General features: G+C 61.0%; 23 protein-coding genes. 13 read left to right on the top strand and 10 right to left on the bottom strand.

Annotated features, from left to right (window positions below; genetic code table 11):
* Positions 1-15: 15 nt before the first annotated feature.
* The 4 genes from ACIOVD_RS01610 to ACIOVD_RS01595 all read right to left on the bottom strand — a co-directional run bounded on the left by ACIOVD_RS01610 (position 16) and on the right by ACIOVD_RS01595 (position 5617).
* On the bottom strand, positions 16-1059 hold the full coding sequence (locus ACIOVD_RS01610) for an ABC transporter substrate-binding protein (RefSeq protein ID WP_095170554.1): 1044 nt from the start codon (positions 1057-1059) through the stop codon (positions 16-18).
* 44 nt (positions 1060-1103) lie between these two features.
* Positions 1104-2228: an ABC transporter ATP-binding protein gene (locus ACIOVD_RS01605; RefSeq protein ID WP_095170555.1), complete on the bottom strand. Its 1125-nt coding sequence runs from the start codon at positions 2226-2228 to the stop codon at positions 1104-1106.
* 339 nt (positions 2229-2567) lie between these two features.
* The gene (locus tag ACIOVD_RS01600; protein WP_084318557.1) at positions 2568-3197 is read right to left on the bottom strand and encodes a response regulator transcription factor; all 630 of its coding nucleotides are present in this window, start codon (positions 3195-3197) and stop codon (positions 2568-2570) included.
* Positions 3198-3214: 17 nt separating this feature from the next.
* Entirely contained in the window at positions 3215-5617 is a 2403-nt protein-coding gene (locus ACIOVD_RS01595; RefSeq protein ID WP_401125689.1) for a PAS domain S-box protein, read from the bottom strand.
* Between the two features lie 74 nt (positions 5618-5691).
* On the opposite strand from ACIOVD_RS01595, the gene ACIOVD_RS01590 reads away from it, so the two are divergent.
* Positions 5692-6681 (top strand): alpha/beta hydrolase family protein, encoded by a 990-nt coding sequence (locus ACIOVD_RS01590; RefSeq protein WP_401125686.1) that lies wholly within the window; start codon positions 5692-5694, stop codon positions 6679-6681.
* Positions 6682-6708: 27 nt separating this feature from the next.
* Here ACIOVD_RS01590 and ACIOVD_RS01585 read toward each other — a convergent pair whose 3' ends face one another.
* The 3 genes from ACIOVD_RS01585 to ACIOVD_RS01575 are packed head-to-tail and all read right to left on the bottom strand — an operon-like array spanning position 6709 to position 9171.
* Positions 6709-7476 (bottom strand): TerB family tellurite resistance protein, encoded by a 768-nt coding sequence (locus ACIOVD_RS01585; RefSeq protein ID WP_401125684.1) that lies wholly within the window; start codon positions 7474-7476, stop codon positions 6709-6711.
* A 1-nt stretch (position 7477) separates the two neighbouring features.
* Complete coding sequence (gene murU / locus ACIOVD_RS01580) at positions 7478-8149, bottom strand: N-acetylmuramate alpha-1-phosphate uridylyltransferase MurU (RefSeq protein ID WP_159998213.1); 672 nt, start codon at positions 8147-8149, stop codon at positions 7478-7480.
* The gene (locus ACIOVD_RS01575; protein ID WP_401125681.1) at positions 8146-9171 is read right to left on the bottom strand and encodes an aminoglycoside phosphotransferase family protein; all 1026 of its coding nucleotides are present in this window, start codon (positions 9169-9171) and stop codon (positions 8146-8148) included. The genes murU and ACIOVD_RS01575 overlap by 4 nt, the downstream gene beginning before the upstream one ends.
* A 130-nt stretch (positions 9172-9301) precedes the next feature.
* Here ACIOVD_RS01575 and ACIOVD_RS01570 point away from each other — a divergent pair, with 130 nt between their 5' ends.
* The 11 genes from ACIOVD_RS01570 (at position 9302) to ACIOVD_RS01520 (ending at position 23478) form a co-directional block, all read left to right on the top strand.
* Positions 9302-12103, top strand: a complete 2802-nt coding sequence (locus tag ACIOVD_RS01570; RefSeq protein ID WP_159998217.1) for an LPS-assembly protein LptD — start codon at positions 9302-9304, stop codon at positions 12101-12103.
* The gene (gene surA, locus ACIOVD_RS01565; RefSeq protein ID WP_143501275.1) at positions 12084-13400 is read left to right on the top strand and encodes a peptidylprolyl isomerase SurA; all 1317 of its coding nucleotides are present in this window, start codon (positions 12084-12086) and stop codon (positions 13398-13400) included. Before ACIOVD_RS01570 ends, surA begins: the two co-directional genes overlap by 20 nt.
* Entirely contained in the window at positions 13397-14386 is a 990-nt protein-coding gene (gene pdxA / locus ACIOVD_RS01560; protein ID WP_159998219.1) for a 4-hydroxythreonine-4-phosphate dehydrogenase PdxA, read from the top strand. Before surA ends, pdxA begins: the two co-directional genes overlap by 4 nt.
* Positions 14383-15195, top strand: a complete 813-nt coding sequence (gene rsmA, locus ACIOVD_RS01555) for a 16S rRNA (adenine(1518)-N(6)/adenine(1519)-N(6))-dimethyltransferase RsmA (protein ID WP_095170572.1) — start codon at positions 14383-14385, stop codon at positions 15193-15195. The genes pdxA and rsmA overlap by 4 nt, the downstream gene beginning before the upstream one ends.
* 208 nt (positions 15196-15403) lie before the next feature.
* Positions 15404-15784, top strand: a complete 381-nt coding sequence (gene apaG / locus ACIOVD_RS01550; RefSeq protein WP_095170574.1) for a Co2+/Mg2+ efflux protein ApaG — start codon at positions 15404-15406, stop codon at positions 15782-15784.
* The gene (locus tag ACIOVD_RS01545) at positions 15784-16665 is read left to right on the top strand and encodes a symmetrical bis(5'-nucleosyl)-tetraphosphatase (RefSeq protein ID WP_401125677.1); all 882 of its coding nucleotides are present in this window, start codon (positions 15784-15786) and stop codon (positions 16663-16665) included. The genes apaG and ACIOVD_RS01545 overlap by 1 nt, the downstream gene beginning before the upstream one ends.
* Positions 16666-16698: 33 nt before the next feature.
* On the top strand, positions 16699-17028 hold the full coding sequence (gene glpE, locus ACIOVD_RS01540; protein ID WP_159998223.1) for a thiosulfate sulfurtransferase GlpE: 330 nt from the start codon (positions 16699-16701) through the stop codon (positions 17026-17028).
* Between the two features lie 286 nt (positions 17029-17314).
* Positions 17315-19237 (top strand): PrkA family serine protein kinase, encoded by a 1923-nt coding sequence (locus ACIOVD_RS01535; RefSeq protein ID WP_095170580.1) that lies wholly within the window; start codon positions 17315-17317, stop codon positions 19235-19237.
* A gap of 117 nt (positions 19238-19354) precedes the next feature.
* Positions 19355-20626: a YeaH/YhbH family protein gene (locus ACIOVD_RS01530; RefSeq protein ID WP_095170582.1), complete on the top strand. Its 1272-nt coding sequence runs from the start codon at positions 19355-19357 to the stop codon at positions 20624-20626.
* Positions 20623-22185, top strand: a complete 1563-nt coding sequence (locus tag ACIOVD_RS01525) for a SpoVR family protein (protein ID WP_095170584.1) — start codon at positions 20623-20625, stop codon at positions 22183-22185. The genes ACIOVD_RS01530 and ACIOVD_RS01525 overlap by 4 nt, the downstream gene beginning before the upstream one ends.
* Positions 22186-22248: 63 nt before the next feature.
* Positions 22249-23478, top strand: coding sequence for a multifunctional CCA addition/repair protein (locus ACIOVD_RS01520; protein WP_320333136.1), 1230 nt, complete (start codon positions 22249-22251; stop codon positions 23476-23478).
* Between the two features lie 78 nt (positions 23479-23556).
* Here ACIOVD_RS01520 and folK read toward each other — a convergent pair whose 3' ends face one another.
* Both folK and folB read right to left on the bottom strand, forming a co-directional pair.
* Entirely contained in the window at positions 23557-24075 is a 519-nt protein-coding gene (folK, locus tag ACIOVD_RS01515; protein ID WP_401125674.1) for a 2-amino-4-hydroxy-6-hydroxymethyldihydropteridine diphosphokinase, read from the bottom strand.
* Positions 24066-24419 carry a dihydroneopterin aldolase gene (folB, locus tag ACIOVD_RS01510; RefSeq protein ID WP_095170590.1) on the bottom strand — a complete coding sequence of 118 codons (354 nt, stop codon included), beginning with the start codon at positions 24417-24419 and terminating at the stop codon, positions 24066-24068. The genes folK and folB overlap by 10 nt, the downstream gene beginning before the upstream one ends.
* Before the next feature lie 74 nt (positions 24420-24493).
* Between folB and plsY the strand changes: the two genes are divergently transcribed.
* Positions 24494-25063 (top strand): glycerol-3-phosphate 1-O-acyltransferase PlsY, encoded by a 570-nt coding sequence (plsY, locus tag ACIOVD_RS01505; RefSeq protein WP_401125672.1) that lies wholly within the window; start codon positions 24494-24496, stop codon positions 25061-25063.
* A 34-nt stretch (positions 25064-25097) separates the two neighbouring features.
* On the opposite strand, the gene tsaD is transcribed toward plsY, so the two are convergent.
* Complete coding sequence (tsaD, locus tag ACIOVD_RS01500; RefSeq protein ID WP_095170594.1) at positions 25098-26123, bottom strand: tRNA (adenosine(37)-N6)-threonylcarbamoyltransferase complex transferase subunit TsaD; 1026 nt, start codon at positions 26121-26123, stop codon at positions 25098-25100.
* Positions 26124-26292 lie beyond the last annotated feature (169 nt).

The raw sequence follows: 26292 nt of genomic DNA, 5'->3' as shown, positions 1-26292 counted from the left end.
GCCACAGGGTCGCGCTTACTTCGCTGCCCAGGAGTTGAAGCGCTGCTCCAGTTGCTCACCGTTGTCCGCCCAGAAGCTGACGTCGATCTGCACCTGGTTGGCGATGTTTTCCGGGGTGGTCGGCATGTCTTTCAGAATTTCCGGGTTCAACAGGGGTACCGCCTGGGTATTGGCCGGGCCGTAGGCAATGTTTTCCGAATAGGTTTTCTGCTGTTGTGGCATGACCGAGAACGCGATGAATTTCTTCGCCGCTTCAGCGCGGGTCTTGTCCAGGCCTTTAGGAATGGCCCAGGCGTCGAAGTCGTAGATACCGCCGTTCCACACCACCTTCAGGTTGCTTTCCTTTTGCACGGCAGCGATCCGGCCGTTGTACGCCGAGCTCATGACCACATCACCGGACGCCAGGTACTGCGGCGGCTGGGCGCCAGCTTCCCACCACTGGATGCTCGGCTTGAGTTCGTCGAGCTTCTTGAAGGCACGGTCCTGGCCATCTTTACCGGCCAGCACTTTGTAGACATCTTTCGGCGCCACGCCGTCGGCCATCAAGGCAAATTCCAGGGTGTACTTGGCGCCTTTACGCAGGCCACGTTTACCCGGGAAGTTCTTGGTGTCCCAGAAGTCGGCCCAACTGGTCGGCGCGGTTTTCAGCTTGTCGGCGTTGTAGGCCAGCACGGTCGACCAGACGAAAAAACCAACGCCGCACGGCTGGATCGCACCCTTGACGTAATTTTCGGTGTTGCCGAACAGTGCAGGGTCGAGTTGCTCGAACATGTCCTCGTCGCAACCGCGGGACAGCTCTGGCGACTCTACTTCGACCAGGTCCCAGGACACGCTCTTGGTGTCGACCATGGCCTTGACCTTGGCCATTTCACCGTTGTATTCACCGGCGACGATCTTGCCGTTGCCCGCTGCTTCCCAAGGCGCATAGAAGGCCTTGACCTGTGCGGCCTTGTTCGCGCCGCCAAACGACACCACGGTCAGGTCCGAGCCCGCGGCCATCGCGTGTGCCGCACCCATCATGCCCAGAGCCAGGGCGGTGAATTTCAGGGATTTCAACATTTATTGTTCTCTCCACGTGCAGGGTTGGTGAAGCAAGGGGGCGATCAATTCGCCTCTAGAAGGGGATCGAGAGCACGGACGTGTTCGACCTGCCAGCCAAGCGGCACCACGTCTCCGACGGCCAGCGCCGGATCCAGCTCGGCGATCGGCTGTTTCACGAAGAAATCGGTCTTGCCGCAGACTTCCAGGCGCACACGGACGTGGTCGCCCAGATAGATGAATTCCGCCACCCGCCCAGAGAAGCGGTTGACACACGCCTCACTGGAGCCGTTGAGGCTGACCCGCTCCGGACGAATGGACAGAGTCACTGGCTCGCCGGTCTTGCCGACATTCACCGCCAGTGCCTCGACCTTTTCCCCGCGCCCAAGCTCGACAATGCAGCGCTCGCCGGTCTGACTGTGGAGACGGCCATTGAGGCGGTTGTTTTCGCCAATGAAGTTGGCCACGAAGGTATTTTTCGGTTCTTCGTACAGGGTGCGAGGTGGGGCGATCTGCTGGATTTCGCCTTGATGGAACACCGCCACCCGGTCGGACATGGTCAGGGCTTCGCCCTGGTCGTGGGTCACATAGACCACGGTCACACCCAGGCGCTGGTGCAGGTGCTTGATCTCCATCTGCATGTGTTCACGCAGCTGTTTATCGAGAGCGCCGAGCGGCTCGTCCATCAGCACCAGTTGCGGCTCGAACACCAGCGCCCGGGCCAGGGCCACCCGCTGCTGCTGTCCACCAGAAAGCTGGGCCGGGTAACGCTGGGCGAAGGCATCGAGCTGAACCATGCTCAGGACACGCTTGACCCGGTCACTGACGTCACTCTTGTTCAGACCACGCACGGTCAGCGGGAACGCCAGGTTCTCGGCCACCGTCATGTGCGGGAACAGGGCGTAGTTCTGGAACACCATGCCGATGTCACGCTTGTGCGGCGGCACGTTGTTGATCGAACGCCCGGCCAGCAGGATCTCGCCGGCGGTCGGGGTTTCGAAACCGGCGAGCATCATCAGGCTGGTGGTCTTGCCGGAGCCGGAAGGCCCGAGCAAGGTGAGAAACTCGCCTTTGCGAATATCCAGGTTGAGGTCTTTGACGATCAGGTTCTCGCCGTCGTAGCTCTTCTGCACGCCACGAAAGCTGACCAGTACATCATTGGTCCCCGCGCTTGAATCGACCTCGCTCATACCCACACCTTTATTGTTGATGACTGCCGTGGATTAAGCCTAGTGGCTACGCACAGCCACGCAAATCGGGGCGCAGGAGAGAATCGCCTCAGCCAGATGGAAGGTTGGGGGTAGGGATTGCCCTACAAGGATGGCGCGTTTGGACAGGTCGACAGCGAGTTTTCCGCTACAAGCCACAAGAACAGGCAAAAGCGGTTTGGCGGGATGTCGTAAATGGATATGCCGACACGGTGCTCTGTAGGAGCGAGGCTTGCCCACGAAGGCGGTGTGTCAGTCACATTGATGTTGAATGTGCTGACATCTTCGCGGGCAAGCCTCGCTCAGGGGATCGCGTATTGTTCAGAGCAGCTTGTGCTCCATGGCGTACTTCACCAACTCCGCCAGTGAGGTGATGTTGAGTTTCTGCATCAGCCGCGCCTTGTGGGTGCTGATGGTCTTACTGCTCAACGCCAGTTGCTGGGCGATGTCATTGACGTTGGCGCCCTGCGCGAGGCGCTCGAACACCGAGAACTCGCGCTCCGAGAGTAGCGAATGCAGGGGCCGTGAATCAGTCAGGCCGACTTCGAAGACCATTCGATCCGCCAGCTCCGGATCGATATAGCGCCCGCCAGCCGCCACCTTGCGAATCGCCGTCAGCAGCAGTGCCGGGTCGCTGTCCTTGGTGGCATAACCGGCGGCCCCGACCTTCAAGGCTCGGGCGGCCATCTGCGCCTCGTCGTGCATCGATAGCACCAGAATCGCCGGTGGATTGTTCAGCGCGCGAATCCGCGGGATCGCCTCCAGGCCATTCACCCCGGGCATGGAAATGTCCAGCAACACCACCTCACAGGGCACGTGGCGCAAGGTTTCGAGCAACTGTTCGCCATTGCTCGCTTCCCCCACCACCAACAGATCCTTGGCCAGGCCGATCAATTGCTTGATGCCTTCACGCACGATGGTGTGGTCTTCGGCTACCAGTACACGGATCACAGGCTTCTCCAGAAAAATCAGTTGCACGCTTCATGCAAAGGCACACGGACCTCAAGGGTGGTGCCCTCGCCCGGCACGCTGTCGAGCTGCAGTGTGCCACCCATGATCAACACTCGCTCGCGCATGCCCACTACCCCAAAGGAAGTTGGCCTACCGGCTTGAGCGACAAAACCTACACCATCGTCGCTGACGGTCAGGCACAGCTGCTCGTCTTCCAGCACCAGTGTCAATTCGACAGTATGCGCCTGGGCGTGGCGCATGACATTGGTCAGTGCCTCCTGGAGGATCCGGAACAAGCCAATCGCCTTGGCGTCACTCAGCACCGGCAGGTTGTCGGGCACCTGCACCAGGCAGGGAATCTGGGTACGCGCCTCAAAACGCCGGGCCTGCCACTCGATGGCCGAGGCGATGCCGGCGTCCAGAATCGGCGGACGCAGCGCCGTGGCCACGTCCCGCACCAGTTGGAACAGCTGGGCGATCAGGCGTTTCATGCTGTTGAGCCGATCACTCAGGCCCGGGTCCAGTTCGGCGTAGGCCAATTCGCACATCGAGGTTTCCAGCTTGAGTACCGTCAGCATCTGTCCCAACTCATCGTGGACTTCCCGGGCAATCCGCGCCTTTTCCTCTTCGCGCACACTCTCCAGATGCGCCGACAGCTCACGCAGTTGCTCGCGGGAGCTGGCCAGTTCCAGTTCGATGCGCTTGCTCTCGCTGATGTCCCAGACGATCCCGTCCCAGACAAAGGCGCCATCGTCGAGGCGCCGAGTGATGGCCTTGATCTCGGCCCAGCGTTGCTGCCCCTGGCGGGTGAGGATGCGGCCTTGCCACGACCAGTCACTGTCGGTGTCCAGCGCGTGATCCTGGGTGCGGTGGTAACTGGCTCTGTCCTGCGGATGTACCACACTGCGCAGGCCCATGTCGCGATGGCTCAAGGTGGCGGGCGAGTAGCCCACCAGGCTCTCACTGCCTTCGCTGATGTAGGCAAAGTCGATTTGCCCGGTCACCGGCGCCCGCTCAAGACGAAATACCAGTCCGGGTACGTTGGCGGCAATCCCCTGCAACCGTGCCTCGCTTTCGCGCAAGGCCGCCAAGGCCCGCCGGCGCTCAGTGACGTCATTGAGGTAGACCACCAGGTATTCGCTGTCGCGAAAGCGCAGGAAGCTCAAGGTCACGTCAGCCGGCAAAATGCTGCCATCGGCGCGCAGGCAATTGGTTTCGAAGCTTTGCGGCCCCTCCTCGCTGGCCCGCGCGCGTTTCCACAGGTTCAACCAACGGTCCATGTGCAAGTTGGGTTCGAAGTCGATCAGCGGTCGGTCGATCACCCCGCCCGAGACATACCCGAGCATGTCCTCGGCCGCCCGGTTGGCGTAGCGCACGTGGCTGTCCCAATTGACCCAGAGGATCCCGACGGTGCTTTGATCGATGGAGAACTGTGTCAGGCGCAACGCTTCTTCGCTGGCCGCGCGCAGGGCAATGTCCTCGCGGGCGGCGAGCAAGCGCTGCTCGAGCAGGTGTTGCTGGCGCCGTTGCCAGATCACGATGGCCATGGCGCTCAGCAGCAATACCCCCAGCAACAGGCAGAGGTTCTGCCAGAACCCCGGGGACTCCGACAAACGTGGGTACTTGGGTTGCAACCAGCGTGCGTGCAATTGCTCCAGGTCCTTGGCCGGAATCGCGTGCAAGGCGCTTTCGACGATGCCGGCCAACTCCGGCCAATCGCGACGGGTAGCCACCCGCAGCAACTGCGGCAGGCCGATATCCCCCACTACGGCCAACCCGGCAAACTCGGACTCGGCGGACAGCCGGCTGAGTTGGGCCTCATCGATGACCGCGTAACGCGCTTGCTGGGAGAGCAACAGTTGCAGGGCCTGGCGTTCCTGGGGCACGCCCTGCAAATTGAGGTTGGGGTAGTTGCTGCGCAGGTAATCGGCGATCGCACTGGGCATCCGCACCGCGACCCGTGACTGATCGTCGAGCTTCTCAAGATCCACCGCGCCGGCGCCCTTCTGTTGACCCACCACCAATTGCGGCACGCGCATATAGGGGTCAGTGAATTGCCACAAGCGCAGGGCGGCTGGGGTTTGGGTCAGGCCTGGGGCCAGGTCGACCTCCCCCTCACGCACCGCCTGCTCCAACTGCGCGACATCGGGAAAGTTGCGCCAGGTCAGCTCGACCTTCAGGGCGCTGGCCAGCCACTGCATCAATTCGATATTGGCCCCGGACAGGCGCTGCAGCCGCCGGTCGTACTGCGCGTAAGGCGCCTGCAGCACCACACCGACCCGCAGCTCAGAGTGACGGGCCAGCCATTGCCGTTGCTCGCTGCTCAGTTGCGCCACGCGCGCAGGCGGCGCGGCAGCCGCCCAGGCCATCAAGGGAAGCCAGAAACAGCCGATAAGCAACAGGCAGCAAAGACGTTTCATGCGAACTCTCACACACTGACAAATACTGACCAACCCATTAGGCTGCCGGGAATACTTCTGGCCTGGAATATCCGATGCCCCCTGTCTACCGCCTGGCACTGCCAGTATTGTGCCTGTCGTTGATCTTGCCTGGCGCCCTTTCCGCCCAGGCTGCCGAGCCAACGGAACCTGCGGCCAGCGCACCCTCCGAGCAACGCCAGCCCCTGCCTGAGCGTAGCCAGGAAGAAGCTTTTGCCCTGCAACGCAGCCTGCCCCCTGGCGAACAGCAACAGTTGTCGGCAGGCAGCGAGACCTTCCTGGCCCTTTGGCAGCCGGCCAACACCAGCGAGCCCCAAGGTACGGTGATTATCGTCCCGGGCACAGGCGAAACAGCTGACTGGCCTCAAGCCGTCGCGCCGTTGCGGCAAAAATTGCCCGACGCCGACTGGAGCAGCCTGAGTCTTACCCTGCCGGACCTGCAAAGCAATGCCCCACAGCCGCGCATCCTCGAAAGTGCAACGGCACCGGTCAGCACCGAGCCCCCGAGCAAAGACGCCAGCACTGCGGCCCCTATCGAGCAAGTGGCCGGTGGCGAAGGTGAGGAGGCTGATCAGCCGGTGGCGCAGACCCACGATGAACATCTCAAGGCCGATACCCAGCGAATATTCTTGCGCATCGACGCCGCCCTGGCGTTTGCAGAGCAACAGAACGCCCGCAGTATCGTCCTGCTCGGCCACGGCACCGGAGCTTACTGGGCCGCCCGTTACCTGAGCGAAAAACAGCCTGCCCAAGTCGCGAAGCTGGTGATGGTCGCCGCCCAGGTACCCGCCTCCAGCACACCCGGGCTGGCGGAACTGACCAGCGGATTGAAATTGCCAACCCTGGATCTGTACTACAACGACAAACCGTTGCTGCAACGCGCAGCCCAGGAACGCCTGCAGGCCAGCAAACGGCTGAAGGATTCGAGTTTCCGGCAGATTTCCCTGAACGCCCTCCCCGGCAACAACGCCGCCCAACAGCAACAATTGGTACGCCGGGTGCGAGGCTGGTTGACCCCGCAGGACAACGCCGCGCGGTTGCCCTAGACAGGGCGCTACTGCGCTCGATGCTCCCTAGCGAAAATCGCGGCGCTGACGAATCAACGCATAGGCGCTGTGCAACTCCCGGGTCTTCTCCGTTGCTTCGCGCACCTGGGACGGCGAAGCCCCGCTACCGGCGATCTTGTCCGGGTGATGCCGACTGAGCAGGCGTCGGTAGGCCCGCTTGATCTGGTCCGGCTCGCTGCTCAGCGTCACCCCCAGCAGGCGCATGGCGTGTTGGTAAGCCTCGCCACTGTTGGCCAAGGGTCGCTTGTGCAGTTCGTAATCCTGGGCCAGGGCCTGCACCTGCTCCGGCGTCCAGTCCAGCCATTTGCCCCATTGGGCCAGCAGCTCGCGCTCGGCACGGCCCGCACGCCCGTCTGCCCAGACCATCCGCCAGCACGCCCGCAACACCCCTTCGGCAGCATGGGGCTGTGCGCGCAAACGGCGCAGGTAGCCACGCAACCGATCGTGCCCGCTCTTGCCACGGTTGAACGCCGCAATCGCGCGTTTCTGGGCAAATTCGTTCATCTCCAGTGCGCGCATTTCCTGGCGCGCCTGGTAGATATGGCCGTCGCCCACCCGGCCGTCGCTCTTGGCCAGGCGCCCGAGCAGCACGAACAGCAATTCATCGTTGCGCAACATCGCGCGCCCGCCCAGGCGCTCGCGCAGATGCCCCAGGCTTTGCAGTTGCAAGCGCCGATCCAGCGCCTGCCCCAACAATGCGCCAAGCATGGCCCCCGGAATGCTGGCGATGGCAAAACCCGCCCCGGCTCCGATCAGAGTCCCTGGCCACAACATCTCAGCGGCTCGCTTGCAGCAAGTGTTCGACTTCGGCCAGACGCTCGTGGGTGCCGACATCCACCCAATGACCTGACAACCGCTCGCCACTCACCTGCCCTTGGGCCATGGCGTTGCGCAATAGCGGCGCCAATTTGAACGCACCGTCGCTGCAACCGGTGAACAGCTTGGGGTCGAGCACGGCGATGCCGCTGTAGGTCAGGGTCGGCGCATCGGCCTGGCCGTCGAAGACCTGTCCTTCGACCAGGGCAAAATCCCCTCCTGGGTGGTGGGCCGGGTTATCGGCCAGCACCAGGTGGGCCAAGCCGGCCAGTGGCCGGCGCAAGACACTGAAGTCGTAATCGGTCCAGATGTCGCCATTGACCACCACAAAGGCGCCCTCGCCCAGCATCTCCAGGGCACGGAAGATCCCGCCCCCGGTTTCCAGTGGCTCGCCTTCCGGCGAGTACTGAATGCTCAGGCCATAACGCGAACCGTCTCCCAGGTAGTCTTCGATCTGCTGCCCCAACCAGGCGTGGTTGATCACCACCTCGGTGAAACCCGCCGCCGCCAGGGCCTTGAGGTGGTACTCGATCAGCGGTACGCCGCCGACCTGCACCAGTGGCTTGGGCGTGGTCAGCGTCAAGGGGCGCATGCGCTCGCCCTTGCCGGCCGCCAGAATCATCGCCTTCATACACAAGCTCCGGGCGCCGGGCGCAGACTGGCCAGCAGCTCAGCCAACTCCGCCAGTTCTGGCCGACGGGCCAATACGGCTTCTATATAAGCAAAGAACCGCGGCACGTCCGTCAGGTAGCGCGGCTTGCCGTCGCGGTGGCAGATACGGGCGAAGATCCCGATCACCTTCAGATGCCGCTGCACACCCATCAGGTCGCTGGCTCGCAGGAACTCCTGGAAGTCCGCCTGGACTGCAATCCCGAGTTCACCGGCCTGTTGCCAGTAACGCTCCAGCCAGCCGAGCACGCGGGCCTCGGGCCAACTGAGGAAGGCGTCCTTGAACAGGCAGGTCACGTCGTAGGTCACCGGGCCGTACACCGCGTCCTGGAAATCGAGCACGCCTGGATTCGGCTCGCTGATCATCAGGTTGCGCGGCATATAGTCACGATGCACCAGCACTTTCGGCTGGGCCAGGGCGCTGTCGATCAGCAGGTCGCTGGCGCGCTGCCAGAGGGCTTGCTGGTGCGAGTCGAACTCGATCCCCAGTTCGCGCTTCACGTACCACTCGGGGAACAGCTCCAACTCGCGACGCAACAGGGGAACGTCATAACTGGGCAACGGCGCCACCATCGGCAGATGCTGGAAAGCCAGCAACGCCTGCAGGGCGTCATCGAACAAGCGATCGGCGTTTTCGTCGTTGATCACGTCCAGATAGGTCTGGTTACCCAGGTCATTGAGCAAAAGAAATCCGCGCTCGAGGTCCTCTGCGTAGATTTTCGGCACGTTAATCCCGGATTTCGCCAGCAAAAAGGCGATATCCACGAACGGTTTGCAGTTTTCCTGGGGCGGTGGTGCATCCATGACGACAAAACTCCTGCCATCACCTTCCCACCGGAAGTAACGGCGGAAACTCGCGTCGCTGCTGGCCGCAGTCAACGTGGCCTGGGGCACAGCCCCCCAGCCTTGTGCGGCAAACAGGATGGCCAATTGCTCATCGAGCCAAACTTTCAGGTGTAGCAAGCGTACATCTTGATCAGGCATTGCAAGGGTCTCCGACGGCGCTAGCCGTCAAGCGGGTCATGCTTTATTATCCAGCATCTTTTTCAGACCATCGAGAGGCGTGCGGCCCACACCGCGGGCAGATGGCACGCAGGAAGCCCGGACTAATAAGATGGCATTGAAATCCCCCGCGTTTCGTAAAAAATTTCCGTTGTTGGTTACCGGCAGTCTGCTGGCCCTGCAACCTCTAGCCACTTCCTTCGTGGTCGCCGCGGAACAGTATGACTGCTCAGTCTCTGCTTCGGGTGCCTGGGATTGCGCGCCGAAAACCAACGCGGCTCAACTGCCTCCGCGCCCTGTGCATGATGCCAGTGCGGTCAGCTCGGGCAACGAATCGGCAGCAGACACCAGCGTTGCCGGCGAAAGCGCCGACAAACCGGCGTTGGTTACCGAAGCCAAGGGCCGCGGCCTGAAGTCGCGCAGCGCCGACTACAGTCACCTCGACTGGGTCCCGCGTGAACAGCTTACCGCTGCCCAACTGGCCGAAACCGGTCCGTACTGCTCCGGTGCCTATGTCGAACCGACTCGTCCTGGCATGAATGACAAGACGAGCAAAAGCGACGCGCCGACCTTTATCGGTGCCAAGGCTTCCCGCTACCAGCAGGAACAGCAGATTGCCACCCTCGCCGGTGACGTGGTCATGCGCCAGGGCAGCATGCAGGTCGAGGCCGACGAGGCCAGCCTGTACCAGGCCGAGAACCGTGGCGAGCTCAACGGCAACGTCCGGGTGCGCGACAACGGCGCGCTGATCGTTGGCGACCACGCCGACGTACAACTGGACACTGGCGAAGCCAAGGTCGACAACGCCGAATACGTGTTGCACAAGTCCCGTGTGCGCGGTAACGCGCTGTACGCCAAGCGTGCAGAAAACGCGATCATCCGCCTCAAGGACGGTACCTACACCACCTGTGAGCCGAACAGCAACGCCTGGCAGCTCAAGGGCAACAACATCACGCTGAACCCGGCGACCGGCTTCGGTACCGCGACCAACGTGACGCTGCGGGTCAAGGACATTCCAGTCCTGTACACGCCGTACATCTATTTCCCGATCGATGACCGCCGCCAGTCCGGCTTCCTGCCGCCGACCATCGGCAGCGGCAGCGATACCGGGATGCTGTTGGTCACGCCGTACTACTTCAACCTGGCACCGAACTACGATGCCACGTTGTACCCGCGCTACATGAGCAAGCGCGGCATGATGGTGGAAGGCGAGTTCCGTTACCTGACCGAATCCAGCGAAGGCCAGTTCGGTGGGGCGTACCTGGACGACCAGGAAGACGAGCGCAAGCTGCAGTCCGACTACGAAAAAACCCGCTACATGTACAACTGGCAGCACAAAGGCGGCCTCGATTCGCGGGTCTTCACCGAAGTCGACTACACCAAGATCAGCGATCCCTACTACTTCCAGGATCTGCAGACCGACCAGTTGGGCGTTAAAAGCGTTTCCGATTTCGTCAATCAGCAAGGTGCTGTCAGCTACCGTGGCGACACCTTCACTGCACGTTTGAACGCGCAGGCCTATGAGTTGGCGTCGGTATCGAACATCACACCGTACGACCGCATGCCACAGATCACCTTCAACGGTTTTCTGCCACAACAACCGGGCGGGCTGAACTTTGCCTACCAGACCGAGCTCGTACGCTTTGACCGCGATCTGCAAACAGGGACCTTCTTCGATGAAAACGGCAACCCTGACGACCGCCTCGACACTAACGTCCAGGGTCTGGCGCGAGCTACCGGCAACCGGATGAATCTGGCGCCAAGCGTCAGTCTCCCGCTCGACTGGACCTATGGCTTCGTGAAGCCATCGCTCAAGTACCAATACACTCAGTACGACCTGGACCTGGACGGCACCGGCAAGAGCCAGATTGCTGCACAGGACGCGGAAGGCGATCGCCTCAACGGCACTTATGACCGCAATCAAAACCGCGCCGTGCCGATTGCCAGCATCGACAGCGGCCTGTACTTCGACCGCAATACCCAATGGTTCGGCAAGAACTACCGCCAGACCCTGGAACCGCGCCTGTACTATCTCTATGTTCCCGAGAAAGACCAGTCCGACATTCCAGTGTTCGACACCAGCGAATCCGTGTTCAGCTACTCCTCGCTGTTCCGCGACAACCGTTTCACCGGCTCCGACCGTGTCGGCGACGAAAACAAACTGTCGCTGGGTGTAACCAACCGCTGGATCGAAGAAAACGGCTTCGAGCGTCAACGCATCAGCGTCGGCCAGGCCTTGTACTTCAAGGACCGCGAAGTTCAGTTGCCGGGTATCGATGCCAAGACCCGCGAGGATGCCCACTCCAACGTGTCGCCGTATGCCCTGGAATACGAATACCGCTGGAACCGCGATTGGCGCACCACGGCCGACTACAACTGGGACCCGGACAGCCACAGCCCTCGCTCGGGCAGCGCGATGTTCCACTACCAGCCTGAAGACAACCCGAACAAGGTTATCAACGCTGGTTATCGCTATCGCAACGACCAGGTCCGCTACGACCAGAACACTGGTAAATGGACTGTGGGCGGCGGCGACTACGGCACCCCGGGCCAGCCTGGCTACGTCAAGGATTACTACAAGATCCAACAGCACGACTTCTCGGTCATCTGGCCTGTCGTGCCGCAATGGAATGCCATCAGCCGCTGGCAATACGACTACAACCGCAACCGTACGCTGGAAGCCTTCGGTGGTTTCGAATACGACAACTGCTGCTGGAAACTGCGCCTGATCAACCGTTACTGGGTGTCCTATGACGAATTCAGTCAGGAAGCCCCGCAAAACGAAAAAGGCGACCACGGCATCTTCCTCCAAATCGTTCTGAAAGGTCTCGGTGGCGTAGTTGGCACCAAAGTAGAGAGCTTCCTCGACAAAGGCATCCAAGGTTATCGTGAACGTGAAGACCAAGCTTTCTGATTGTCTGCGCCCGCTGATGCTGGGCGCGCTGTTCCTGAGTACCGCGGCCAGCGCCGCGGTACAGTCCATCGACAAAGTGGTGGCCATCGTCGACAACGACGTGGTCATGCAGAGCCAACTGGACCAACGGGTTCACGAAGTCCAACAAACCATCGCCAAGCGTGGCTCGGCTGTTCCACCGGCCGGCGTGCTGGAACAACAGGTGCTTGAGCGCCTGATCGTCGAAAACCTGCAACTGCAGATCGGCGAACGTTCCGGCATCCGCATCACCGATGAAGAGCTGAACCAGGCGATCGGCACCATTGCCCAGCGCAACAACATGACCGTGGACCAATTCCGCGCCGCCCTGTCCCGCGATGGCCTGTCTTATGAAGACGCTCGTGAGCAAGTGCGCCGTGAAATGATCATCAGCCGTGTGCGTCAGCGTCGGGTCGCCGAGCGCATCCAGGTCACCGAGCAGGAAGTGAAGAATTTCCTCGCCTCTGACCTGGGCAAGATGCAGCTGTCGGAAGAACTGCACCTGGCCAACATCCTGATTCCGACCCCGGAAAGCGCCAACTCCGAAGCGATTCAGGCTGCGTACCGCCAGGCGATGGAGGTTTACCAGCAACTCAAGCAGGGCGCCGACTTCACCCAACTGGCGATTGCCAAATCCGGCAGCGACAACGCCCTGGAAGGCGGCGACATGGGCTGGCGCAAGGCCGCTCAACTGCCACCGCCGTTCGACCGTGAACTGAGTGCCATGTCCGTCGGTGACATCACCCAACCAGCACGTACCCCTGGCGGTTTCATCATCCTCAAGCTGCTGGAAAAACGCGGCGGTGGTAATCAGACCCGTGACGAAGTCCACGTTCGTCACATCCTGATCAAGCCGAGCGAAATCCGCAGCGAAGAAGAAACCAAGCGCCTGGCGCAGAAACTCTACGAGCGCATCGAAGCGGGTGAAGACTTCGCCGAACTGGCAAAGACCTACTCCGAAGACCCAGGTTCTGCCCTCAACGGCGGCGACCTGAACTGGATCGATCCGAACGCACTGGTACCGGAATTCCGTACCGTGATGAACAACACCCCGCAAGGTCAGTTGTCCAAACCGTTCAAGAGCCCGTATGGCTGGCACGTCCTGGAAGTCCTTGGCCGTCGCGCCACCGACAGCACCAGCCAGGCGCGCGATCAACAAGCGATGACTGTGTTGCGTAACCGCAAGTACGACGAAGAGCTGCAAACCTGGTTGCGTCAGATCCGTGACGAAGCCTACGTTGAAATCAAGCTCCCTGGCGTCGACCAGGCGCCGAAGTGAAACCCAGACGTTTCGCTCTGACACCCGGCGAACCAGCCGGCATAGGTCCCGACCTGTGCCTGCTGCTCGCCTCGCACGCCCAGCCACACCCCCTGATAGCCATCACCAGCCGCGACCTGCTCCTCGAGCGGGCCGCGCAGCTGGGCGTGGTCGTTGATCTGCTGAGCGTCAGCCCCGGGCACTGGCCGGACGTTCCCGCGCCCGCCAACAGCCTGTACGTCTGGGATACACCACTCAACGCCCCGGTCGTTGCAGGTCAACTGGACCCGGCCAATGCCGCCTTTGTCCTGCAAACCCTGACCCGCGCGGGCCAAGGCTGCCTGGATGGCGACTTTGCCGGAATGATCACCGCCCCGGTGCACAAAGGCGTGATCAACGAATCCGGAATTGCCTTTTCCGGGCATACCGAATTCCTGGCCGACCTGACCCATACCAGCCAAGTGGTGATGATGCTTGCCACCCGTGGCTTGCGCGTCGCCCTGGTGACCACTCACCTGCCGTTGCGCGAGATTGCCGACGCAATTACCCCGCAGCGCCTGGAGCGGGTCACGCGGATCCTGCACGCCGACCTGCAACACAAATTCGGCATCGCCCAGCCACGCATCCTCGTCTGTGGACTCAACCCCCACGCTGGCGAAGGCGGCCACCTGGGCCATGAAGAAATCGATATCATCGAACCCACCCTTGAGCGTCTGCGCGGCGAAGGCATGGACCTGCGTGGTCCCCTGCCCGCCGACACTCTGTTTACCCCCAAATATCTGGAGCACTGCGACGCAGTGCTGGCGATGTACCACGACCAGGGCCTGCCGGTGTTGAAGTACAAAGGCTTCGGCGCGGCAGTCAACGTAACCCTGGGCTTGCCGATCATCCGCACTTCAGTCGACCACGGCACCGCCCTGGACTTGGCTGGCAGCGGAAAAATCGACACCGGCAGCCTGCAAGTTGCCCTGGAAACCGCCTACCAGATGGCCGAGACCCGTTTATGACCGAGCATTACCAACACCGGGCGCGCAAGCGCTTCGGCCAGAACTTCCTGCACGACGCCGGCGTAATCGACCGTATCCTGCGCTCCATCCACGCCAAGGCCGACGACCGCCTGCTGGAAATCGGCCCGGGCCAGGGTGCCCTGACCGAAGGCCTGCTCAACAGCGGCGCGCAGCTTGATGTCGTGGAGCTGGACAAGGACCTGATCCCGATCCTCAACCAGCAGTTCGCCGGCAAGAGCAACTTCAACCTGCACCAGGGCGATGCACTGAAGTTCGATTTCAACAGCCTGAATGCCGCGCCCAACAGCCTGCGCGTGGTCGGCAACCTGCCGTACAACATCTCCACGCCGTTGATTTTCCACCTGCTGAACAACGCCGGGATCATTCGCGACATGCACTTCATGCTGCAAAAGGAAGTGGTCGAGCGCCTGGCGGCGGGTCCTGGTGGTGGCGACTGGGGCCGTCTGTCGATCATGGTCCAGTACCACTGCCGGGTCGAACACCTGTTCAATGTCGGCCCTGGCGCGTTCAACCCGCCACCCAAAGTCGACTCGGCTATCGTGCGCCTGGTGCCCCACGCGGTACTGCCGCACCCAGCCAAGGACCACCGCCTGCTGGAGCGGGTCGTTCGCGAAGCCTTCAACCAGCGTCGCAAGACCCTGCGCAACACCCTCAAGGCCTTGCTCAGCAACGCTGAAATCGAAGCCGCCGGCGTCGATGGCAGCCTGCGCCCGGAACAGCTCGACCTGGCAGCCTTCGTGCGCCTGGCCGATCAACTGGCAATCCAGCCCGCGCCGGCCGCTGAATAACTCAGAGCCCCTGTAGGAGCCAGCTTGCTGGCGATGGCGTCGGCAAAGTCGACAGATCCACTCGCTGGCAACCCAGCTCCTACAAGGCAGACCACATCGTTCTCCTGTCCTCGGCCACAGCATCTCTGGCCTACTGCCTGCCAGTTGGCCTAGACTGATCACCTCTCGCGTTAGGTAATCTGCGCTTTTGCTTTTAAGGCCTTCTTGCATGTCCGATCCTCGTTATCAGGTCGACGTCAGCGTCGTCACTCGCTTTCTGGCAGAACAGTCGCAACCCGAGCAGAACCGTTTCGCCTTCGCCTACACCATCACCGTGCACAACAACGGCTCGCTACCCGCCAAGTTGCTCTCGCGGCACTGGGTGATTACCGATGGTGACGGCCATGTCGAAGAGGTTCGTGGTGCGGGCGTGGTTGGCCTGCAACCGTTGATCGCCGCCGGCCAGAGCCACACCTACAGCAGCGGCACCGTAATGACCACCCGCGTCGGCAACATGCAGGGCAGTTACCAGATGCTCGCCGAAGACGGTACACACTTCGACGCCATCATCGCGCCCTTCCGCCTGGCGGTGCCCGGAGCCCTGCACTGATGGCGACGTATGCCGTCGGCGATCTGCAGGGCTGCCTCGAGCCGCTGCAGTGCCTGCTCAAGCAGGTCGCCTTCGATCCGCAGACCGACCGTCTGTGGCTGGTGGGCGACCTGGTCAACCGTGGCCCGCAGTCGCTGGAAACCTTGCGCTTCCTCTATAGCATCCGCCAGTCGCTGGTCTGTGTGCTGGGTAATCATGACCTGCACCTGCTGGCCGCCGGGAACAAGATCGAGCGCCTGAAGAAAGCCGACACCCTGCGCGAAATTCTCGAAGCGCCCGACGCCAAGGAACTGCTTGAGTGGTTGCGCCAGCAAAAGCTCCTGCACTACGACGAAATCCGCGACATGGTGCTGGTGCATGCCGGCATCCCGCCGCAGTGGTCCCTGCGCAAGGCCCTCAAGTGCGCCGCCGAAGTCGAGGCCGCCCTGCGCGATGACAACCTGTTCGCACCCTACCTGGACGGCATGTATGGCAACGAGCCGGCCAAGTGGGACAGCGACCTCAAAGGCGTGACTCGCCTGCGGGTGATCACCAACTACTTCACCCGCATGCGCTTTTGCACCAGCGAGGGCAAGCTTGACCTCAAGGGCAAGGAAGGCGCCGACACCGCGCCACCCGGCTACGCGCCCTGGTTCAAGCACAAGGATCGCAAGACTCGCGGCCTGAAGATCATTTTTGGCCACTGGGCCGCACTCGAAGGCCGGTGCGACGAGCCCGGCGTCATCGCCCTCGACACTGGCTGTGTCTGGGGCGGCGCCATGACCCTGCTGAACATCGACACCGGCGTACGCCTGAGTTGCCAGTGCGACGAGCACGGCCATGTCGCGCCAGTTGTCGCCCCACCTACCCCCGAACCATTGTCGGCCAGCGTCAAGCGCTAGGCTGCGCTGTCAGTCTGGCCACAGGAGCCCGCCATGAGCGAATTCAAACGTATCCCCCCCGAACAAGCCCAAGCCCTGCGCGAACAAGGCGCCGTGCTGGTCGACATCCGCGACCCCGCGACCTACGCAGCGCTGCACATCAGCGGCTCCACGCATCTGGACAACCACTCCATCTCGGACTTCATCCGCGCCGCCGACCTCGACGCGCCAACGGTAGTGGTCTGCTACCACGGCAACTCCAGCCAGGGCGCTGCCGCCTACCTGGTCAGCCAGGGGTTTTCCGACGTCTACAGCATGGACGGTGGCTTCGAGCTGTGGCGTACGACGTACCCTTCAGAAACCGCGAAAAGTAGCGGCGAATAATTTTTTTCAGCGCTCCAGCCCACGTCCCGCGTGGGCTGACGAACGGTAGTACACAACAAATTGCGCATTGCTCCTTTACCTCGCGGATTACCAACTATCCTTAGCCTCAGGCCATCCAAAACAGGGGAGAGCCGGTACACCGGCGAGCGGGTCATCGGGAGTAGCTTTCAGGGTTGATAGCTTTGAAGGTGTTCTGGGGGGGTAAAAAGCAGCTGAAATTGCGGCTGCTGACCAGCATCGACTGAATGATCCGACGTCGGCTCCACGTATCGAGCGAGGTGACGTCATGAGTATCTTTAGCCACTTCCAACAACGCTTCGAGTCAACACGCCAGGAAGAACTCTCGCTGCAGGAGTACCTGGAACTCTGCAAACAGGACCGTAGCGCCTACGTTTCCGCCGCCGAGCGTCTGCTGCTGGCAATCGGTGAACCCGAATTGCTGGACACTTCGACCAACTCGAGGCTGTCGCGCATTTTTTCCAACAAGGTGATCCGACGCTATCCGGCCTTCGAGGACTTCCACGGGATGGAAGAATGCATCGACCAGATCGTCTCCTACTTCCGCCACGCCGCACAGGGCCTGGAAGAGAAGAAACAGATCCTCTACCTGCTCGGCCCCGTCGGCGGCGGCAAGTCGTCCCTGGCCGAAAAGCTCAAACAACTGATCGAGAAAGTGCCCTTCTATGCCATCAAGGGCTCTCCAGTATTCGAGTCGCCACTGGGGCTGTTCAACGCCACCGAAGACGGCGCGATCCTGGAAGAAGACTTTGGCATTCCCCGGCGCTACCTGAACACCATCATGTCGCCTTGGGCGACCAAACGGCTGGCCGAATTCGGCGGCGACATCAGCCAGTTCCGCGTGGTCAAGCTCTACCCTTCGATCCTCAACCAGATCGCGGTCGCCAAGACCGAGCCGGGCGATGAGAACAACCAGGACATCTCGGCACTGGTGGGCAAGGTCGATATCCGCAAGCTCGAAGAATTCCCGCAAAACGACGCCGACGCCTACAGCTACTCGGGCGCCCTGTGCCGGGCCAACCAAGGCCTGATGGAATTCGTCGAGATGTTCAAGGCGCCGATCAAGGTCTTGCACCCACTGCTGACCGCCACCCAGGAAGGCAACTACAACAGTACCGAAGGCCTGGGCGCGATTCCGTTCACCGGGATCCTGCTGGCGCACTCCAACGAATCGGAGTGGCACACCTTCCGCAACAACAAGAACAACGAAGCCTTCATCGACCGGATCTACATCGTCAAGGTGCCTTACTGCCTGCGGGTCAGCGATGAAGTGAAGATCTACGACAAACTGCTGTTCAACAGCTCCCTGGCCAAGGCTCACTGCGCCCCCGACACCTTGAAGATGCTCGCCCAGTTCACCGTGCTCTCGCGCCTCAAGGAGCCGGAAAACTCGAACATCTACTCGAAAATGCGGGTCTACGACGGTGAAAACCTCAAGGATACCGATCCGAAGGCCAAATCGATCCAGGAATACCGCGACACCGCCGGTGTCGACGAAGGCATGAACGGTCTTTCGACCCGGTTCGCCTTCAAGATCCTGTCGAAAGTCTTCAACTTCGACCCGCACGAAATCGCCGCCAACCCGGTGCACCTGCTTTACGTGCTGGAACAGCAGATCGAGCAGGAGCAGTTCCAGGCAGAAACCCGCGAACGGTACCTGCGCTTCCTCAAGGAATACCTGGCACCGCGCTACATCGAGTTCATCGGCAAGGAAATCCAGACCGCGTACCTGGAGTCCTACAGCGAGTATGGACAAAACATCTTCGACCGCTACGTGCTGTACGCGGACTTCTGGATTCAGGATCAGGAATACCGCGACCCGGAAACCGGCGAGATCCTCAACCGCGTCGCCCTGAACGAAGAACTGGAGAAAATCGAAAAACCGGCGGGCATCAGCAATCCGAAGGATTTCCGCAACGAAATCGTCAACTTCGTCCTGCGTGCCCGGGCCAACAACAACGGCAAGAACCCGACCTGGCTCAGCTACGAGAAACTGCGGGTGGTCATCGAGAAAAAAATGTTCTCGAACACCGAGGACCTGCTGCCGGTCATCAGCTTCAACGCCAAGGCCAGCAAAGAGGACCAACAAAAGCACAACGACTTCGTCACACGGATGGTCGAGCGCGGCTATACCGACAAACAGGTACGACTGCTCTCCGAGTGGTACCTGCGGGTCCGGAAATCGCAGTGAGATAGCTGCAAGCTACAAGCCACAAGCTGCAAGAGAAAAGCGCGTAAGCCCGAAAGCCGGGTAACGGCCTCTACTTGCAGCTTGCAGCTCACAACTTGAAGCTGCCCGGAGGGCCCTATGAGCTATGTGATCGACCGACGTCTCAATGGCAAGAACAAGAGCACGGTAAACCGTCAGCGGTTTCTGCGGCGTTACCGTGATCACATCAAAAAGGCCGTCGAAGAGGCGGTCAGTCGGCGTTCCATCACCGATATGGAACACGGCGAACAGATCAGCATTCCCGGTCGCGATATCGACGAACCGGTGCTTCATCACGGTCGTGGTGGCAAACAGACCGTGGTGCATCCAGGCAACAAGGAATTCACCAGCGGTGAGCATATTGCCCGTCCACCCGGTGGAGGTGGCGGTAAAGGCCCGGGCAAGGCCGGCAACTCCGGCGAAGGCATGGATGAGTTCGTCTTCCAGATTACCCAGGAAGAATTCCTCGAATTCATGTTCGAAGACCTGGAACTGCCCAACCTGGTCAAGCGCAACCTGACCGGTACCGACACCTTCAAGACCGTGCGAGCCGGCATCAGCAACGAAGGCAACCCATCGCGGATCAACATCATCCGCACCCTGCGCTCAGCCCATGCCAGGCGTATCGCCCTGTCCGGCAGCAGCCGCGCCAAACTGCGCGACGCCAAGGACGAACTGGCACGACTGAAACTGGAAGAACCAGACAACTTCGGCGATATCCAGGAAATCGAAGCAGAAATCGAGCGTCTTAGCGCACGTATTCACCGCGTACCGTTCCTGGACACCTTCGACCTCAAGTACAACCTGCTGATCAAGCAACCCAACCCCAGCTCCAAGGCGGTGATGTTTTGCCTGATGGACGTTTCCGGCTCCATGACCCAGGCGACCAAGGACATCGCCAAGCGCTTCTTCATCCTGTTGTACCTGTTCCTCAAGCGTAACTACGACAAGATCGACGTAGTCTTCATCCGCCACCACACCAGTGCCCGGGAAGTGGACGAAGAGGAGTTTTTCTACTCCCGCGAAACCGGCGGCACCATCGTCTCCAGCGCCTTGAAACTGATGCAGGAGATCATGGCCGAGCGTTATCCAAGCAACGACTGGAACATCTACGCCGCCCAGGCCTCCGACGGCGACAACTGGAACGATGACTCGCCGATCTGCCGCGACATCCTGATCAACCAGATCATGCCGTTCGTGCAGTACTACACTTATGTGGAGATTACCCCGCGCGAACACCAGGCCCTGTGGTACGAATACGAGCGTATTGCCGAAGCCTTTTCCGACAATTTTGCCCAGCAGCAACTGGTTTCGGCCGGGGATATCTATCCGGTCTTCCGTGAACTCTTCCAGCGCAGGTTAGTGACATGACCGCCAAAGAGCAGAAGCGCCAACCCATCTCCACCGGCTCCGAATGGACATTCGAGCTGATCCAGGCCTACGACCGCGAAATCAGCCGTATTGCGGCCCGTTATGCGCTGGATACCTATCCCAACCAGATCGAAGTGATCACCGCCGAGCAAATGATGGATGCCTACGCCTCCGTGGGCATGCCCCTGGGCTACCACCACTGGTCCTATGGCAAACACTTCCTCAGCACCGAAAAATCCTACAGCCGAGGCCAGATGGGGCTGGCCTACGAAATCGTGATCAACTCGGACCCCTGCATCGCCTACCTGATGGAAGAAAACACCATCTGCATGCAGGCATTGGTGGTGGCCCATGCCTGCTACGGCCACAACAGCTTTTTCAAGGGCAACTACCTGTTCCGCACCTGGACCGATGCCAGCTCGATCATCGATTACCTGGTGTTTGCCAAGCAGTACATCATGCAATGCGAGGAGCGCCATGGCATCGACGCCGTCGAGGACCTGCTGGACTCCTGCCACGCCTTGATGAACTACGGCGTCGACCGCTACAAACGCCCATACCCGATCTCGGCGGAGGAAGAACGGCGCCGCCAGAAAGACCGTGAAGAACACCTGCAAAAGCAGATCAACGACCTGTGGCGCACCATTCCCAAGGGTGCCGACAAGTACAACGAGAAAGACAACGCGCGTTTTCCCGCCGAACCCCAGGAGAACATCCTGTATTTCATCGAGAAACACGCACCGCTGCTGGAGCCCTGGCAGCGGGAAATCGTGCGCATCGTGCGCAAGATCGCCCAGTACTTCTACCCGCAACGCCAGACCCAGGTGATGAACGAAGGTTGGGCGACGTTCTGGCACTACACCTTGATGAACGACCTGTATGACGAAGGCCTGGTCACCGACGGTTTCATGATGGAGTTCCTCACCTCGCACACCAGCGTGGTCTACCAGCCGGGGTTCGACAGCCCGTACTACAGCGGGATCAACCCCTACACCCTGGGTTTTGCCATGTACCGCGATATCCGGCGCATGTGCGAAGAGCCCACCGAGGAAGATTACCGCTGGTTCCCGGACGTCGCCGGGACCGACTGGCTGTCGAGCATCAAGTTCGCCATGAGCAGCTTCAAGGATGAGAGCTTCATCCTGCAGTACCTGTCGCCCAAGGTGATCCGCGACCTGAAGCTGTTCAGCATCCTCGATGACGACCAGAAGGACGACCTGCTGGTGCCCGCCATCCATGACGAGGACGGTTACCGGACTATCCGGGAAACCCTGGCGGCTCAGTACAACCTGGGCAATCGCGAACCCAACGTGCAGATCTACAGCATCGACCGCCGTGGCGACCGCTCGCTGACCCTGCGCCATCAACAACACGATCGCAAACCCCTGGGAGAGTCGACCGAGGAAGTACTCAAGCACCTGCACCGTTTGTGGGGCTTCGATATTCACCTGGAAACCCTGCAAGGCGACCAGGTCATGAAAACCCATCACGTCCCGCCCAGATCGGAGCACAGCGAGGGCGACTACGGCCGGCTCGACCTGGCCGTCATTCATCTTTGAAACCAACCTGGCCTCCGTTGGCTCGATGCAAGGGTTATCCTGTCGAGCTAACGGAGGTTTTTTATGCAGATTTATAAAGTCGGCGGCGCAGTGCGAGATCGCCTGCTCGGCAAACCTGTTACCGATATCGACTGGGTCGTGGTGGGTGCCAGCACCGAAGAGATGCTCGCCAAGGGCTTTCGCCCGGTTGGTGCTGACTTCCCGGTGTTCCTGCACCCCAGGACGGGGGAGGAATATGCCCTCGCCCGCACCGAACGCAAGAGCGGGCGCGGGTATGGCGGGTTCACCTTTCACGCCAGTCCCGAAGTGACCCTGGAAGAAGACCTGATTCGCCGGGACCTGACGATCAACGCCATGGCCGAAGACGATCACGGCCAATTGACCGACCCCTACCAGGGTCAACGCGACCTCCAGGCCCGCGTACTGCGTCACGTTTCCCCCGCGTTCGCCGAAGATCCCCTACGAGTCCTGCGGGTTGCCCGTTTCGCCGCCCGGTATGCCGCGCTCGGTTTCACCGTAGCCCCAGAGACTCTGGAGCTGATGCGCCAACTCAGTGAGTCCGGCGAATTGCAGGCACTGACTGCCGAGCGCAGCTGGAAGGAAATCTCCCGCGCCCTGATGGAGGAGCAGCCCCAGGTGTTCATTCAGGTGCTACGCGACTGTGGCGCACTGAAGGTTTTGTTGCCGGAGATTGATGCGCTGTTCGGCGTGCCCCAACCCGAAGTCCATCACCCGGAAATCGACAGCGGCGTGCATACCTTGAGCGTCCTGCACCAGGCCGCCCTACACAAACAACCGCTGACCGTGCGCTGGGCCTGCTTGCTGCACGATCTGGGGAAAGGCCTGACCCCACAAGACGAGTGGCCCCGGCACATTGCCCATGAACACAAGGGCCTAAAGTTGATCAAGGCGGTCAATAACCGCTTCAAGGCTCCGCGCGACTGCCAGGAACTGGCATTGCTGGTGGGCGAGTACCACACCCACGGCCACCGCGCACTGGAGCTAAAGCCCTCGACCTTACTCGAACTGCTGCAAAGCTTTGACGTTTATCGGCGCCCGCAGCGCTTCGAAGAATTCATCGTCGCCTGCGAGATGGATGCTCGTGGGCGCAAGGGCCTGGAGCAAAGAAGTTATCCACAAGCGGATTACTTGCGTGGCGCAGCGACCGCCGCTCGCAACGTGGCGGTTCAGCCGTTGCTGGAACAGGGATTCAAGGGCCCGGAACTGGGCGAAGCGCTCAAGCGCGAACGGCTCAAGGCACTGAAAGCCTACAAAGAGGCGGCTTCTGCCTGAAAAGCATCACGGGCAAGCGGAGCAGCGCCCGGCCAGCTCCCACATGGACGGTGTTCATCCTGGATGTGGGAGCCGGGGTCAGAGCAGATTCAAAGGCGTCAGCGGCTCTCCACGCCACTCGAATGCCACCGGCGCCAACACCTGATCAATCTGCGCCTCAGCCCACAGCGTCGCGAAGCTTTTTCCCGCTCCCGGATGCACCCGGTCCGGGGCAATCAGCGACAACGGCCACAACACAAAGGCATTTTTCAGAATTTCGGCACGCGGAAGAATCAAACCGTCAAAGTTGCCCACCAGATCGCCGTACAACAACACGTCGATATCCAGCGGCAACCCCTTGCGATCCGGCGCGTAACGGCCGTTATCGGCCTCGATGAACTTCAAGCGGCGATCCAGTTCGATCAACGGCAGGCCGGTAAACGCCGACACCACAAAGTTGAAAAACGGCCCGCTCTTGATCCCCACCGGCTGGCTTTCGAATACCGCCGAGCAGCGCATATCCACCAAAAACCCACTCAGCGCTTCCAGCCCCGCCAACAAATGGGTTTCACGCTCGACATTACTGCCCAGCCCAAGAAATACCTGAGTTAGCGACATCCGCGCTCGATCTCCACGCCCACGCCAGTAGCCGCCGGAACGGCCCCTGGCTTGGTCAGTTTGAGACGCATCCAGGTGATCTTGAATTCGCTCATCAACACTTCGGCCAGGCGCTCGGCAAAAGTCTCCACCAACTGGAACTGGGCTTGCTCGGCAAACGCCTGGATACGCGTCGAAACACTGGCGTAATCGAGCGCCAGGGTCAGGTCATCGCCGGCTGCTGCCGGACGATTGTCCCAGGCAAAGCTCAGATCAAGACGCAGGCACTGACGGATGCCGCGCTCCCAGTCGTAGGCACCGATTACCGTGTCGACTTCCAGGCCCTCGATAAACACTCTGTCCAAGCACTTTTCTCCGCAGCACGACAAGGGCGCAATGCGCCGTTAGAATCAGGGCGTCCTCGCCCGGAATAGTTAGCATGTTTTGGTCACTGGCGATTTTCGCCTACCTGCTTGGCTCGCTGTCCTTCGCCATTTTGCTCAGCCGCCTGACCGGTAACCCCGATCCGCGAATGAGTGGCTCGGGTAATGCCGGCGCCACCAACATGTTACGCCTGGCGGGAAAAAAACTCGCGGTCCTGACGTTACTGGGCGACCTGTGCAAAGGCCTGCTGCCGGTTCTGCTGGCGGCCATCGCCGGGCTGTCGATCCAACAACAGGCCTGGGTCGGTATCTGCGCCATCATCGGCCACCTGTTCCCGCTGTACTTTCGCTTTCGCGGCGGCAAAGGCGTGGCGACCGCCGCCGGCATGCTGCTGGGGCTCTACCCGCCGGCTGCACTCCTGGCCATTGGCGGCTGGCTGCTGACCTTCTACCTGACCCGCACCAGCTCGCTGGCGGCGTTGATCGCCACACCCCTGACCTTGCCATTGCTGGCCTGGCAGGAGCCGGCAGCGCTACTGCCCATGAGCGTCCTGACGATCCTGATCGTCTGGCGCCATCGCGGCAATCTACGCGACCTGTTTGCCGGGCGCGAACGGCATTTTTAACCCCGCCCCCTGAGCCACCTTCACCAGACCCGGTTTACAGCGCCGACAACTGCTCCATTGGCCAACGTGCCTGCACGCTGATCGCCAGGCTTTCATGCTGCCCAGCCTGCAGACGCTGGCAGCCGGCAAAAGCGATCATCGCGCCGTTATCGGTGCAGAACTCCGGGCGGGCGTAGTAAACGTCGCCCTTCATATCACCGAGCATTTTCTCCAGGGAAACCCGCAAAGCCTTGTTCGCGCTCACGCCGCCAGCGATCACCAGACGCTTGAGACCCGCCTGTTTCAAGGCGCGCTTGCACTTGACGGTCAAAGTCTCCACCACCGCCTGCTGGAAGGCCAGTGCGATGTCGCTACGAGTCTGCTCGCTGTCGTCTCCAGCGCTGACGCACTGCTGCCAGGTGTTCAGCGCAAAAGTTTTCAGGCCACTGAAGCTGAACGCCAGGCCCGGTCGGTCGCACATCGGCCGCGGGAAGGTGAATCGTCCCGGGACACCGTGCTCTGCCAGACGAGCGATTTCCGGACCGCCGGGGTAATTGAGCCCCATCATCTTCGCCGTCTTGTCGAATGCTTCACCCGCAGCATCGTCGAGGGTCTCGCCCAACAGCTCGTATTGACCGATTGCATCGACCCGCACCAGCTGCGTATGCCCACCGGAGACCAACAAAGCGACGAACGGAAATTCGGGCGGTTGCGGCTCGAGCATCGGCGCCAGCAAATGCCCTTCCATGTGGTGCACGCCGAGGGCCGGAATACCCCAGGCAAACGCCAGCGCCTGGGCGCAGGAAGCCCCCACCAGCAAGGCGCCCACCAGGCCGGGACCCGCGGTGTAGGCGATCGCGTCGATCTCGGTCGGCACGCAGTCCGCCTCAGCCAAGACCTGACGGATCAAGGGCAGCATGCGCTTGACGTGATCCCGTGAAGCCAGCTCTGGCACCACGCCACCATAGGCACGGTGCAGGTCGATCTGACTGAACAGTGCGTCGGCCAGCAGACCTTTTTCACTGTCGTAAAGTGCGACGCCGGTTTCGTCGCAGGAGGTTTCTAATCCCAGTACTAGCATGGGTTTGCGCCTTGTTTAGGCTAAATTCGAAGGCGCGCATAATAGTCCCCATGGGATGCCCCGACCAGCGGTTTTCGATCAGAGGCTTTGCATTCCGAGCGATGAGGGGTTAACATCCGCAACCCTTAAAAACCGACGTCTTCAAGTGCTCTTTTGCCGCGAGGATGTA

The organism is Pseudomonas sp. NPDC087626, assembly GCF_044743405.1.
Classification (GTDB): Bacteria; Pseudomonadota; Gammaproteobacteria; order Pseudomonadales; family Pseudomonadaceae; genus Aquipseudomonas.
The sequence above is the reverse complement of the archived record's forward strand: the minus strand, read 5'-3'. Positions and strand labels throughout refer to the sequence as shown.